The 13287-nt window shown below is 71.9% G+C and carries 13 protein-coding genes; 8 read left to right on the forward strand and 5 right to left on the reverse strand.

The annotated features are described in order from the left end of the window. Window positions 1–73: 73 nt before the first annotated feature. The 3 genes from AB0M92_RS08015 to AB0M92_RS08025 form a co-directional block, all read right to left on the reverse strand. Window positions 74–724, reverse strand: a complete 651-nt coding sequence (locus AB0M92_RS08015) for a PadR family transcriptional regulator (protein ID WP_366101231.1) — start codon at window positions 722–724, stop codon at window positions 74–76. Window positions 725–831: 107 nt separating this feature from the next. Further along, a complete protein-coding gene (locus AB0M92_RS08020; RefSeq protein WP_366101232.1) occupies window positions 832–1560 on the reverse strand; it encodes a hypothetical protein in 729 nt (242 codons plus the stop codon). Between the two features lie 140 nt (window positions 1561–1700). Next, the gene (locus AB0M92_RS08025; protein WP_366101233.1) at window positions 1701–3380 is read right to left on the reverse strand and encodes a protein kinase; all 1680 of its coding nucleotides are present in this window, start codon (window positions 3378–3380) and stop codon (window positions 1701–1703) included. 229 nt (window positions 3381–3609) lie between these two features. Between AB0M92_RS08025 and AB0M92_RS08030 the strand changes: the two genes are divergently transcribed. Continuing rightward, window positions 3610–5199 (forward strand): protein kinase, encoded by a 1590-nt coding sequence (locus AB0M92_RS08030; protein ID WP_366101234.1) that lies wholly within the window; start codon window positions 3610–3612, stop codon window positions 5197–5199. A gap of 83 nt (window positions 5200–5282) precedes the next feature. Here the strand turns inward: AB0M92_RS08030 and AB0M92_RS08035 are convergent, their stop codons facing one another. Both AB0M92_RS08035 and AB0M92_RS08040 read right to left on the reverse strand, forming a co-directional pair. Continuing rightward, window positions 5283–5699 carry a pyridoxamine 5'-phosphate oxidase family protein gene (locus AB0M92_RS08035; RefSeq protein ID WP_366101235.1) on the reverse strand — a complete coding sequence of 139 codons (417 nt, stop codon included), beginning with the start codon at window positions 5697–5699 and terminating at the stop codon, window positions 5283–5285. A 156-nt stretch (window positions 5700–5855) separates the two neighbouring features. Beyond that, a complete protein-coding gene (locus tag AB0M92_RS08040) occupies window positions 5856–6518 on the reverse strand; it encodes a response regulator transcription factor (RefSeq protein ID WP_366101236.1) in 663 nt (220 codons plus the stop codon). Window positions 6519–6844: 326 nt separating this feature from the next. Here AB0M92_RS08040 and pdhA point away from each other — a divergent pair, with 326 nt between their 5' ends. The 7 genes from pdhA (at window position 6845) to AB0M92_RS08075 (ending at window position 13285) form a co-directional block, all read left to right on the forward strand. Beyond that, window positions 6845–8065, forward strand: coding sequence for a pyruvate dehydrogenase (acetyl-transferring) E1 component subunit alpha (pdhA, locus tag AB0M92_RS08045; protein ID WP_366101237.1), 1221 nt, complete (start codon window positions 6845–6847; stop codon window positions 8063–8065). Then, on the forward strand, window positions 8065–9045 hold the full coding sequence (locus AB0M92_RS08050) for an alpha-ketoacid dehydrogenase subunit beta (RefSeq protein WP_366101238.1): 981 nt from the start codon (window positions 8065–8067) through the stop codon (window positions 9043–9045). Before pdhA ends, AB0M92_RS08050 begins: the two co-directional genes overlap by 1 nt. A gap of 34 nt (window positions 9046–9079) precedes the next feature. Continuing rightward, window positions 9080–10537: a dihydrolipoamide acetyltransferase family protein gene (locus AB0M92_RS08055; protein ID WP_366101411.1), complete on the forward strand. Its 1458-nt coding sequence runs from the start codon at window positions 9080–9082 to the stop codon at window positions 10535–10537. A gap of 129 nt (window positions 10538–10666) precedes the next feature. Then, complete coding sequence (locus AB0M92_RS08060; protein WP_366101239.1) at window positions 10667–11599, forward strand: GNAT family N-acetyltransferase; 933 nt, start codon at window positions 10667–10669, stop codon at window positions 11597–11599. A 3-nt stretch (window positions 11600–11602) separates the two neighbouring features. Further along, complete coding sequence (locus AB0M92_RS08065; protein ID WP_366101241.1) at window positions 11603–12097, forward strand: hypothetical protein; 495 nt, start codon at window positions 11603–11605, stop codon at window positions 12095–12097. Then, on the forward strand, window positions 12094–12477 hold the full coding sequence (locus tag AB0M92_RS08070) for an Imm50 family immunity protein (RefSeq protein WP_366101242.1): 384 nt from the start codon (window positions 12094–12096) through the stop codon (window positions 12475–12477). The genes AB0M92_RS08065 and AB0M92_RS08070 overlap by 4 nt, the downstream gene beginning before the upstream one ends. A 43-nt stretch (window positions 12478–12520) precedes the next feature. Further along, window positions 12521–13285 (forward strand): hypothetical protein, encoded by a 765-nt coding sequence (locus AB0M92_RS08075; RefSeq protein ID WP_366101243.1) that lies wholly within the window; start codon window positions 12521–12523, stop codon window positions 13283–13285. Window positions 13286–13287: the final 2 nt, after the last annotated feature.

Genomic DNA, 13287 nt, shown 5'->3' on the forward strand with positions numbered 1-13287 from the left:
GGGCTGTCCGGGCTGTATGCGGGGTGCGGAGTGCTGGTCAGGCATGGAGGTCCCCCCTGGGACGGTGGTGGCTTCAGCCCCGCGGGGTGCGGAAGGCGCGGGGCTTCGATGCGGCGGCGGCCGCGGGGGCGTCGGTGTCTGTGGCCTGGGTCGGATCGGGCTCGGCTCTCCGGTCGGCCGGCAGGGAGAGCCGTACGAGCCGTGATTCCGAGTGGTCGAGCCAGCGGGCCTCGGCTTCGGTCTGGAAGATCAGCTGCTCCAGGACCAGCAGCCAGGCCACGTCGTCGCGTTCACGGGACTTCCCGCTCTCGATCGCGGCGAGCGCCTGCGCCTTGAGCCGGGTGTAGTCCTGCATCGCCTTGATCGTGGCGTGCCGCTGGGACTGGATGACGGCGCGGATGTCCACGCCGGGGGCGCCCACGGCCATGGCGAGCTTGATGGACAGCTCGTCACGGGGCGGGTTGGTGCGGTCCACGGGACGCTCGTACCACTGGTGCAGTTCGGCGCGTCCGGAGTCGGTGATGGCGTAGAGGGTGTGCCCTGCGGCGTCCTCGCCACCGGGTGCGACGAGGCCGTCGCGTTCCAGGCGGGCGAGGGTGGTGTACACCTGCCCGACGTTGAGCGGCCAGGTGGAGCCGGTGCGGGATTCGAACTCGGTACGCAGCTGAGAGCCGTACCGAGGACCCCTTTCCAGCAGGGCGAGAAGGCCGTGGCGGATCGACATACTCAGTATGTATACCGAGTATGCAGGTACGCGCAACCATCCTGAGGAGTACGCCGGAGGGGGGACGGGCGCCCTCCGGTCCGGCTGCGGACGGGGGCGCGGGGGTCTTACAGACCCTTGCGCAGTCGCATCCCCAGGTAGCCCAGACCCAGTCCCATCAGGGCGAATCCCGTGCCGAGCGGCAGTATGTGGGCGGCCAGGTCGGCGGCGCGCTCGTTCGGACCGGTGCCGATCGCGGTGACCACGGGCGGGGGGCTCGCCGTCCCCGGCGGCACGGACTGCGGACTGGCCGGACCGTCCGGAGCGACCGGAGCGACCGGAGCGACCGGAGCGACCGGAGCAACCGGAGCAACCGGAGCGACGGGAGCGACGGGATGGGCCGGATCTGCCGGATGGTCCGGATGGTTCGGACGGTCCGGCCGGTGGTGCGGGCCGACCGGGAGGAGGGGGCGGGCGGCGAGGACGGTCTCCGGGTTCGCGGGCTCGGCGGCCGGCCGCCCGGGCCGCTCCCGACCGACTCCGGCGGCGCTGCCGGCGAGCTCCTCGTACGCCTCGTGCGGTACGTCGGCCACCTGGTCGGGGTCGGCGGCACCGGGATCGGTCTCGTCGGCCTTCGGCGCGGCGGCGGGAGCCCTGCCGGGCAGGACCCTGCCGGGCAGGACCCTGCCGGGCAGGACCGGTGCGAGGAAGCGGACGGCCGCGGCCCGGCCGGCCGGGGGCGGTGCGGCGGCCCGGGCGGCGGAAGCGGCGGAAGCCGCGGGGGCGGCGGGAGAGAGCGCGGCGGCGGCCACTGCGGCCCCGGCCAGCCAGCGCTGCGCGCGGAGGCGTTGAGTCACGGGGAGCCCCTCCCGTCCCGAGCAGCCGACGTTGCGCTCAGGTTTACATAGTGGGGCAAAACCGGCATCCCGGGCGCCCCGTCAGGGTCGCCCGGGATGCCGGGTGTGTCGCGGGAGGACCTTCCGGTGCCTCGGTGGGCCTACTCCGGGTTGCCGGTCGACACGGTCAGCGTGTACTCCGTGCCTTCCTTGTCGATCTTGTCCCCGGGCCGCGGGTTCTGGTCGAGCACGGTGTCCTTGCCGTACACGGCCTCGTCCTTTTCGACGATCTTGTACTTGCCGCCGGAGGCCTGGATGCACGCCTTGACCGACAGCAGGTTCTTGTAGCGCAGGTCCGGCGCCGTGTACTTGGTGGCGTCGCTGTAGTGCTTGCTCGGCTCCTTGCACTTCGCGGCGTCGATCGTGCGCGAAGTGTCGGGACCCTTGAAGTTGGCCTTGGGCGAGCCCGACGCGGCCGTGGAGGCCCCGGGCGACGAGGCCGTGTCGCCGGACTTGCCCGAATCGTCGTCGCCGTTCATAGAGATCACCGCGATCAGACCGCCGATGGCCAGCAGCGCCACCGCGATCGCGCCGATGACCACCGGCATGTTCCGCCTGTCGCCGCCGCCCCCGCCGGACGCGGTCGTCGAGGCCGGAGAGATGGTGAACGGCGGCGGGGTCTGCGGCCCGTACTGCTGCTGGTGCGCGACCTGGTGCTGCGGCGGGTACGCGTACCCGCCCTGCGCGTGCTGGTGCGCCACCGGCGCCGGGGTCGGCGCGTACGGGGACGGCGCCGGCGTCGGCGCGTACGGCTGCTGCACGGACTGGGCCGGCGGCGCCTGGAACCCGGAGTCCACCGGCGGGAACACGGCCGAGCCCACGCCCGCCCCGCTGCCGCCCGCGTGCGAGCCGGGCACGATGGCCGGCGCCCCGGTCTGACCGGCCGACATCACCCGCGCGACCTCGTCGCGCATGGCGGCGGCCGTGGGGAAGCGCTCGTTCGGGTTCTTCTTCAGGGCCCGCGCCACCAGCGCGTCCATCGCCGGGGTGACCGAGCGGTTGATGGAGGACGGGGCGACCGGCTCCTCCTGGACGTGCGCGTACGCGATGGCCAGCGGCGAGTCCGCGTCGAACGGGATCCGGCCCGTCAGCAGCTGGAACAGCATGATGCCGACCGAGTACAGGTCGGACCGGGCGTCGACCCCGCGCCCCAGCGCCTGCTCGGGCGAGAGGTACTGGGGGGTGCCGACGACCATGCCGGTCTGCGTCATCGAGGTGACCCCCGACTGCATGGCACGGGCGATGCCGAAGTCCATCACCTTGACCAGGCCGCGCTTGGTCATCATCACGTTGCCGGGCTTGATGTCGCGGTGGACCAGGCCCATCTCGTGGCTGACCTCCAGCGCCGCCAGCACGTCGGCCGTCACCTTCAGCGCCTTGTCGGCCGGCATCGCCCCGTACTGGCGGACGTCCGCCTCCAGCACCGAGCCGAGCGGCTGTCCCTCCACGTACTCCATGACGATGTACGGCATCACCGCCGCGTCGCCCGCCCCGGGGCCGCTGAACGTGACCTCGCCCTCGCCCGTGTCGAATACCGAGACGATGTTCGTGTGCGACAGTTTGGCAACAGCCTGCGCCTCACGGCGGAAGCGCTCGCGGAACGACTGCTCCCGTCCCAGATCACTGTGCAGGGTCTTGATGGCGACCTGCCGGTCGAGCGCCGAGTCGTACGCCAGGTAGACGGACGCCATGCCGCCCGCACCCAGCAAGTCCCTTAGCTGGTAACGGCCACCGGCCAAAGAGCCGCCCGCGTACTGGCCCTGAGTGCCGTCCTGGCTCATGACTGTTGCTTCCCCTCGGGATGTGTCCCAACGCCTCTGGCTGAGCGCATGTGGCGCCCAGTCTGCCGGAGGGCAAGCACACGTCAAGCCAGGTGCCCGTTCCGTGACCACGGGGCCACGGCGCGCCATAGTCCGAACGGCGACCTGTTCCGAGGCTGTAGCGTTCATCGGAGCACCCGAAGAGGACCTACCGCTGAGCGGCGGCCGAGAGAGACGACGGCGAGGACTGATGGCACCCGAACCCGAGGGAAACGGCGCCGGGATGGCCGATGGTCCTGAGCATTGGGGCGCCGGCGGCCTGGTCGGCGACGGCCGCTACCGGCTCACCCACCGCCTGGGCCGCGGCGGCATGGCGGAGGTGTTCGCCGCCGAGGACGTGCGGCTGGGCCGGACCGTCGCCGTGAAGCTGCTGCGCGCCGACCTCGCGGAGGACCCGGTCTCCAAGGCCCGCTTCACGCGCGAGGCGCAGTCGGTCGCCGGGCTCAACCACCACGCCGTCGTCGCCGTGTACGACTCCGGCGAGGACAGGGTCGGACCCAATACCGTCCCGTACATCGTGATGGAGCTCGTCGAGGGCCGCACCATCCGCGATCTGCTGATCAGCGCCGAGGCCCCGGGCCCGGAGCAGGCGCTCATCATCACCTCGGGCGTGCTGGAAGCCCTCGCGTACTCGCACCAGCACGGCATCGTGCACCGCGACATCAAGCCCGCCAACGTCATCATCACCGAGACCGGCGCGGTCAAGGTGATGGACTTCGGCATCGCGCGCGCCCTGCACGGCGTCCAGTCGACGATGACCCAGACCGGCATGGTCATGGGCACCCCGCAGTACCTCTCGCCCGAGCAGGCGCTCGGCAAGGCGGTGGACCACCGCTCCGACCTGTACGCCACCGGCTGCCTGCTGTACGAACTGCTCTCGCTGCGGCCCCCGTTCACCGGCGAGACCCCGCTGTCGGTGGTCTACCAGCACGTACAGGACGCGCCGGTCCCGCCCTCGCAGCTGCCGGAGGGCCACCACATCCCGCAGGAGCTCGACGGGCTCGTCATGCGCTCCCTCGCCAAGGACCCGGACGACCGGTTCCAGAGCGCCGAGGAGATGCGCGGGCTGGTCCAGTACGCGCTCCAGATGCTGCACGACCAGGGTGCGAACACCGGCACCTGGAACACCGGACCGGTCACCATGGCCCTGCCGCACGGGCGGGGCGGGGCGGCGCAGACCACGGCGATGCCGATGGGGCAGCCCGGCGGGCAGCAGCCGTACGCGGCGCACTCCACGACCTCGCAGTTCCAGCAGCCGATGGTGCCGCCGCTGAACCCGGACGACGGCTCGGCCTTCCCCGGCGGGGGCGGGTACGACAACCGCGGCCACGGCGGCGGGCAGGGCGGCCGCGACGGGTACGAGGGCTACGACGACCGCGGCGGCAGCCGCTGGAAGCTGTGGCTGTTCGCGGTCCTGGCGATCATCGCGATCGCGGGCGGCGTGGCGTACGCCGTCAACTCGATGTCTTCGGGCAGGAACAACGACGACAGCACTCCGCCCGCCGTCCAGAGTTCTTCGAGCGGCCAGCCGAGCAGCCCGTCCGACCAGCAGGTCACGCCCTCGCAGGAGACGCCGTCGACGCGCCAGTCGGACGAGTTCACGCCGTCGCCGAGCCGCAGCAGGTTCTCGCAGAGCGCGAGCCCGTCGAACTCGCCGTCCAACAGCCCGTCGAGCTCGCCGTCGAGCAGTGCTTCGAAGTCGAAGTCGCCGTCTCCGTCGGCGTCGAAGAGCGTGAGCCCGCCGGTGGACCCGCCGAACAACCCGCTGGACGACCAGTAGGGGAATTCGCAGCTCAGCAGCTCAGCAGCTCAGCAGCTCAGCAGCTCAGAGGCGTACTCGGAGTGCGTACTCGGAGGGCGTGATCAGAGGGCGTGCTGATACTCCCTGTCCGGATTTCCGACCAGGGAGTGCACGGTGACGAACTGGGGCTCGATGCGCATGTAGACGGGGTCGAAGACCGCGCCGTCCACGAAATGCGGAACCGGTCCGAACAGTTCCAGTTCCCGGGTCCCGGGCTCGATGATCTGGGCCGTTCCGGTGAACTGCACCGACCACAGGCGCGGGTCGCCGGAATTGAAGTTGTCGGCGCCGTAGGCCACCACGCTGCCGTTGCACGCCTGGTGGTAGCCGAAGCCCGCGTGCATTCTCAGCACGACGTTGCCGTCCACCACGATGTGGCGGGCGAGGGCGAGGAAGGGCAGCGCGCGCATGCTGGTCGCCACCCTGCCGTACGGCACCCGGCGCAGCAGTTCGATGGCGTGGAGTTCCTCCGGAGACATGCGTCCACTGTCCGGTACGGACACTCGTCCGAAAAGAGGAGGCCGCCCCGACGATCGGGGACGTTGGTCCCGAATGAACGGGGCCGCCGGCGAAACGGCCAGTTCAGGCCGTACGCCGGACCGTGGGCCGGCTCGCGGCTCCTGTCGTACCGAGGCTCAGGCGCGCTTCTCGGCCTGGAGGCGGGCCACGTACGCGGCGGCCTGCGAGCGGCGCTCCATGCCCAGCTTGGACAGCAGGCTGGAGACGTAGTTCTTGATGGTCTTCTCGGCCAGGTGCAGACGCTCGCCGATGACCCGGTTGGTCAGGCCCTCGCCGATCAGGTCGAGGATCTTGCGCTCCTGATCCGTGAGGTTGGCCAGGCGGTCGTCGCCCTTGCCGTTCTTGCCGTCGCGCAGGCGCTCCAGCACCCGCGCCGTGGCCACCGGATCCAGCAGCGACTTGCCGGCCGCGACGTCCCGCACGGCGCTGAGCAGCTCATTGCCGCGGATCGCCTTGAGCACGTAACCGGAGGCTCCGGCCATGATCGCGTCGAACAGTGCCTCGTCGTCCGCGAACGAGGTCAGCATCAGGCACTTGATGTCCTCGTTCTGCGAGCGGACCTCGCGGCAGACCTCCACCCCGCTGCCGTCGGGCAGGCGCACGTCGAGCACGGCGACGTCGGGACGGGTGGCGGGGATGCGCACCAAGGCGTCCGCGGCGGTACCCGCCTCGCCGACGATCTCGATGTCCTCTTCGACCGAAAGGAGCTCATGGACACCCCGACGTACCACTTCGTGGTCGTCCAGGAGGAATACCTTGATTTTTCCGTCTTCGCGCACGAACTCAGTTTCACACACTCACCCCTTCCCTGGCGTCGTTACCCGGGATAACGTGCCGTTGTTCCGGCCCCCTGCAAGGCTGTGACCAGTGCTTGTTCCCCACCCGGCGGATTTACTTGGAAATCCAAGCAAAAACGCAGGTCAAGTGGGGTTTCGCAGTTATGCGGCGCACTGGGTAACGTGCATTGCGCAGGGCACTTGCCGGGGCACCTGTCACGCCCGAATCCGTACATGACGCGCACCCACCCTTGTGCGCTGGTACGAATCCGGGTGAGCCGCACTGGACCCCGGAGAACCCGGGAGCCGGACCGACGGAGGAGCAACACGTGACCGTGGAGAGCACTGCCGCGCGCAAGCCGCGACGCAGCGGCGGCACCAAGCGGGCGGCAGGCGCGGCGAGCGCCGCCAAGGCCCCCGCTGCCAAGGCTGCCGCCACCGCGCAGAACGCCGAGCCCCAGCTCGTACAGCTGCTGACGCCCGAGGGTGAACGGGTCAGCGCAGCGGACAATCCCGACGCCGCGGAGTTCCTCTCCTTCGTCGAGGACATCACCACCGAGGACCTGCGCGGGCTCTACCGCGACATGGTCCTGACCCGCCGCTTCGACGGCGAGGCGACCGCCCTCCAGCGCCAGGGCGAGCTGGGCCTGTGGGCCTCGCTGCTCGGCCAGGAGGCCGCCCAGATCGGCTCCGGCCGCGCGCTGCGCGACGACGACTACGTCTTCCCGACGTACCGCGAGCACGGTGTGGCCTGGTGCCGCGGCGTCGACCCGACGAACCTGCTCGGCATGTTCCGCGGCGTGAACCACGGCGGCTGGGACCCGAACACGAACAACTTCCACCTGTACACGATCGTGATCGGCTCGCAGACGCTGCACGCGACCGGTTACGCGATGGGCGTGGCCAAGGACGGCGCGGACTCCGCGGTCATCGCCTACTTCGGCGACGGCGCGTCCAGCCAGGGCGACGTTGCCGAGGCGTTCACCTTCTCGGCCGTCTACAACTCCCCCGTGGTGTTCTTCTGCCAGAACAACCAGTGGGCGATCTCCGAGCCGACCGAGCGCCAGATGCGCGTGCCGCTGTACCAGCGCGCCCAGGGCTTCGGCTTCCCGGGCGTCCGCGTGGACGGCAACGACGTCCTGGCCTGCCTCGCGGTCACCCGCTGGGCGCTGGCACGGGCCCGCGCGGGCGAGGGCCCGACCCTGGTCGAGGCGTTCACGTACCGCATGGGCGCGCACACCACCTCCGACGACCCGACGAAGTACCGCCGGGACGAGGAGACGCAGGCGTGGGAGGCGAAGGACCCGATCCTGCGCCTGAAGACGTACCTGCTGGCCAGCGGCGGGGCCGACGAGGCCTTCTTCGAGTCGCTGGAAGCCGAGAGCGAGACGCTGGGCAAGCGGGTGCGCGAGGTCGTGCGCGCCATGCCCGACCCGGACACCATGGCGATCTTCGAGAACGTCTATGCGGACGGGCACGCGCTCGTCGACGAGGAGCGCGCCCAGTTCGCCGCCTACCTCGCATCCTTCGAGGCCGAGGAGGGTCACTGATGGCCGTCGAGAAGATGTCGATCGCGAAGGCGCTCAACGAGTCCCTGCGCAAGGCCCTGGAGCAGGACCCGAAGGTCCTGATCATGGGCGAGGACGTCGGCAAGCTGGGCGGTGTCTTCCGGATCACCGACGGCCTGCAGAAGGACTTCGGCGAGGAGCGGGTCATCGACACCCCGCTCGCCGAGTCCGGCATCGTCGGCACGGCGATCGGCCTGGCCCTGCGCGGCTACCGGCCCGTGGTGGAGATCCAGTTCGACGGGTTCGTCTTCCCCGCGTACGACCAGATCGTCACGCAGCTCGCGAAGATGCACGCGCGGGCGCTGGGCAAGGTCAAGATGCCGGTCGTCGTGCGCATCCCGTACGCAGGCGGCATCGGCGCGGTCGAGCACCACTCGGAATCCCCCGAGACGCTGTTCGCGCACGTCCCGGGCCTGAAGGTGGTCTCGCCCTCGAACGCGAGCGACGCGTACTGGATGCTCCAGCAGGCGATCCTCAGCGACGACCCGGTGATCTTCTTCGAGCCGAAGCGGCGCTACTGGGACAAGGGCGAGGTCGACACCGACGCCATCCCCGGCGAGCTGCACAAGGCGCGCGTGACGCGCGAGGGCTCCGACATCACCCTGGCGGCCTACGGCCCGATGGTGAAGGTCTGCATGGAGGCTGCGGCCGCGGCGGCCGAGGAGGGCAAGTCGGTGGAGGTCGTGGACCTGCGCTCGATGTCCCCGATCGACTTCGACGGGCTGCAGGTCTCGGTGGAGAAGACCCGCCGGCTCGTGGTCGTCCACGAGGCCCCGGTGTTCCTCGGTACGGGCGCGGAGATCGCCGCCCGCATCACGGAGCGGTGCTTCTACCACCTGGAGGCGCCGGTGCTGCGCGTGGGCGGCTTCCACGCCCCGTACCCGCCGGCCCGCCTGGAGGACGAGTACCTGCCGGGCCTGGACAGGGTGCTCGACGCCGTCGACCGCTCGCTTGCGTACTGAGGAGAGCGTTCCCGTGACGATCCGCGAATTCAAGATGCCCGATGTGGGCGAGGGCCTGACCGAGGCCGAGATCCTCAAGTGGTACGTCCAGCCGGGTGACACCGTCACCGACGGCCAGGTCGTCTGCGAGGTCGAGACGGCGAAGGCGGCCGTGGAGCTGCCGATCCCGTTCGACGGGACCGTGCACGCCCTCCTCTTCGAGGAGGGCACCACGGTCGACGTCGGCCAGGTGATCATCTCGGTGCAGACGGGTGAGGCGGAGGCCCCCGCGGCCGCCGCCGCCGTCGAGGCCACGGCCCCGGCCGCCGCCGCGGCTCCCGTCGCGGCCGAGGCCGCCGAGGAGCCTGCCGCCGCCGCCCGCCAGCCCGTCCTGGTCGGCTACGGGGTCTCCCAGGCCTCGACGAAGCGCCGCCCGCGCAAGGCCGCGCCGGCCGCGCAGAACGGCAGCGCCCCGGTGGCCCTGCCGGCCGTACCGGCCCAGCCGGAGGCGGCCGCGGCCGCGCCGGCCGCTCCCGCCGCGCTGAACGGCAACGGCGGCGCTCCCGCCGCCGGGGAGCGTCCGCTGGCGAAGCCGCCGGTGCGCAAGCTGGCCAAGGACCTCGGCATCGACCTCGCCTCCGTGGTGCCCACGGGCGAGGGCGGGGTCGTGACCCGCGAGGACGTGCACGCGGCCGCGGCGGCCGCGATCACCCCGCAGGCCGCGGCGTCCGCGCCGGCTCCGGCCGCACCGGTCGCGGTCCCGGCCCGGGCAGAGGCCTCGGCGTCGGTGTCGGCATCGGCGGCCGGGGAAGCCCGCGAGACCCGCATCCCGGTCAAGGGCGTCCGCAAGGTCACCGCCCAGGCGATGGTCAACTCGGCGTTCACCGCGCCCCACGTCACCGAGTTCATCACCTTCGACGTGACCCGCACGATGAAGCTGGTCCAGGAGCTCAAGGCGGACCCGGACCTCGCGGGGCTCCGGATCAACCCGCTGCTGCTCATCGCCAAGGCGGTGCTGGTGGCCATCCGCCGCAACCCGGACGTCAACGCGTCCTGGGACGAGGCGGCCCAGGAGATCGTGCTCAAGCACTACGTCAACCTGGGCATCGCGGCGGCCACCCCCCGCGGCCTGATCGTCCCGAACATCAAGGACGCGCACGCCAAGAGCCTCGGCGAGCTGTCGACGGCCCTGTCCGAGCTGGTCGCCACGGCCCGCGACGGCAAGACCTCCCCGGCCGACATGCAGAACGGCACCATCACCATCACCAACGTCGGCGTCTTCGGCGTCGACACCGGTACGCCCATCCTGAACCCCGGCGAGTCCGCGATCCTCGCGGTCGGCGCGATCAAGCTCCAGCCGTGGGTCCACAAGGGCAAGGTGAAGCCGCGTCACGTCACCACCCTGGCGCTGTCGTTCGACCACCGCCTCATCGACGGTGCGCTCGGTTCGAAGTTCCTGGCGGACATCGCGGCCGTCCTGGAACACCCGCGCCGCCTGGTCACCTGGGCGTAGCCCCGTCCCGACCGGTACCGGAGCCCCCCTCGCCACCGCACCGCGAGGGGGGCTTCGGCGTGCCTGAAGGGCCCGGAAGCGTACGGAAGGGTCCTGGCCAGATGCCCCGCCCCGGGAGATGATCAACGTATGAGATTCCGCGCCGCCTCCGCAGACCCCGCCGGCGTCGACCGCGCCCTCGCCTACGCGGCCGACGGGCCCGTCGCGGCACTGTCCGCCGAGCGGATCCGCGAGGAGCTCGCCGGGAACCGGCTGCGGCCCGAGTGGGTCTGGTTCGCCGAGGACGAGGACGGCGAGGTCCTGGGCCGCGCGCTGTGGTGGGGCCGTGCGGACAGCGAGCGGCCCATCGCGCTCGACTGCCTCCAGGTACGGGAATCCGTCGCCGACCCGGCCGCGCTCGCCGCCGCCCTGCTCGCCGCCGGGCACGCGGCCTTCGGGACGCTCCCGCTCTACAACGTCTCGCTGCCCGGCGACTGGCGGGCCCGCCCCGACCTCGTCGGGGCCGTCGCCTGGCGGCAGAAGGCCGCGTACGGGGCGGGGCTGACCCGGGAGATCGAGCGGCTGCGCTACGAGTGGACCCCGGCGGCGGGCACCGCCGGGCCCACCGGGCGGCTGGTCTTCCGCGAGGGCACGGACGAGGAGTTCCTCGACGCCTTCGCCCGCCTCTCGGCCGGCAGCCTGGACCTGCACACGCAGAACGAGCTGGGCTCGATGGACGCCGGGCAGCTGGCCCGGGAGGACGTCGCGTTCTACCTCGACTGCCCCGGCGAGCGCTCCTGGTGGCGCCTGGCCGAGCTCCCGGACGGCACCCTCGCGGGCATGGCCATCCCGTCCGCGACCCCGTACCACCGCAACGTCGGGTACCTGGGCGTCGTCCCGGAGCAGCGCGGCCGCGGCCTGATCGACGAGGTCCTGGCGGAGATCACCCGCTTCCACGCGGCCGCGGGCGCCGAGCGCATCACCGCGACGACGGACACCGTCAACACCCCGATGGCCGCGGCCTTCGACCGCGCCGGCTACGAGGTCACGGAGATCCGCCTGGTCCTGGAGCCGGAGGCCTAGGCCGTGCGGTGGGACCGCTTCATCGCGAACGGCGACGTCTTCGCGCCGTACTACGACGAGGTGCCCGATCTGGTCGGCGTCCGGCTGCGGTCGGTGCACCTGGACGGCTGGGCCCCGGCCGTCGTCCTGCGGCTCGACCTGCCGAGGTGCCCGGACCGCGGGGACGGCGGCGAGCCCGGCGACACCCTGCAGTGCCAGCTCGCGTTCTCGCACGTGGAGGACTTCGAGATGGCGGGCTGGCAGCCGCCGGTCACCGCCGACATCGCCCTGACCGCCCTGCCCCGGCACCGGCTGGCCGTACGGATCACGGCGGCGGGCGCGGACGTGTCGTTCACGGCGAGCGCGTCGCTCCTGGCCGGCACCCTGAGCGTGTTCACCCGCTCCGGCGACGGCGCCGACGACGGACCGCACCGGCGCACGAACGCGTTCTGGCAGCGCCGGTACCCGACGGTGCCGCCGACGTACGAGAACACCTACTACGTACGGGTCATGGGATGAGCGCCCGGACCGGGTTGGCGGCGCTCTACGAGGTCCCGCCGGAGCTGGGCTCCTGTGACCTCTACGACGTCCACATCGACGAGCGGGACACCTCCGTCACCTTCGGCTTCGAGACGGCGAGCCTCCCCGACCATCCCCTGCCCGAATGGGGCGAGCCGGGAGCGGCGTACAACACCCTCTACTTCACGCTGGTGTTCACCGGCGTACGGGACCTGCGGATCTCGGGGATCCGCGCCGAAGCCGAACACGAGGTCCGCATCACCGGGACGGCCCCGGGCCGGGTGGAGGTGGCGATGGCCGGCGGGACGCGCTCGATCCGCTTCTCGGCGGCCGGGTCGCGGGTGACCCGGGTCCGGGTCGGGCTCCGAGGGGCGCCCTGACACCGGTAGGCGGTAGCCTCCCCGCCGGGGAAGGGGGGCGGGAGTGGCCATCGCCGAGTTGCAGGTGTATTCCGTCGAGGAGGCCGACGTCACGGGCGGGGTGTGCGTGGTGCGGTGCCTCGGCGGGGTCGCGCGCGCCGGGCAGGTCTACGCCGTCGGGGAGCTGCGGCTCGGGCTGCGCCGGATCGAGCGGTACGGGCGCACCGTGGCCTTCTTCGACGCGGGCCACGTGGCCAAGGTGCACCTCACGGGAGCCCTGGTCGCGCTCCTCACCCGGGGCCAGGTGCTGACCGCCGTCCCGCCCGGCGGGCACGCGCTGGAGGACATCGAGGCCTGGCTGGCCACCGACCCGCCGCTGCTGGACGAGCCGCATCCGCTGACCCTGCGGACGCTGGCCGTGGGCCGGATGCAAGGGGACTGGCTGCCCGAGGAGATCCGGCTGCGCTGGGGCGCGGTGGCGCTGGCCGCGACGCACCGCAGGGCGGAGTGGGAGGGCTCGCACCCGCTGGACCGCGCGGTCGAGATGGCCGCCGTACGCGGCTACCTGATCGGGCAGTTCGGCCCGGGCCGCGGCGGCGACCCGGCGGAGCTGTGCCGGGACGCGCTGGCGCTGGTCGACCTGACCCCGGCGGAGGCGGCCGCGGAGGCCCGCACCTGGCGCGACCTGCCGCGACCGCGCATCCAGCACCTGCGGCGCATCAAGCTCCTGCTGCCGTGGACGGCCCTCGTACGGCCCCACCTCGCGGACGGCGACCCGCTCGCGGCGGCGGTCGACGCCTGGTCGGAGGTCCGCCCGCAGCTGCCGTAGTG

It is taken from the genome of Streptomyces sp. NPDC051582 (assembly GCF_040681715.1).
Taxonomy (GTDB): domain Bacteria; phylum Actinomycetota; class Actinomycetes; order Streptomycetales; family Streptomycetaceae; genus Streptomyces.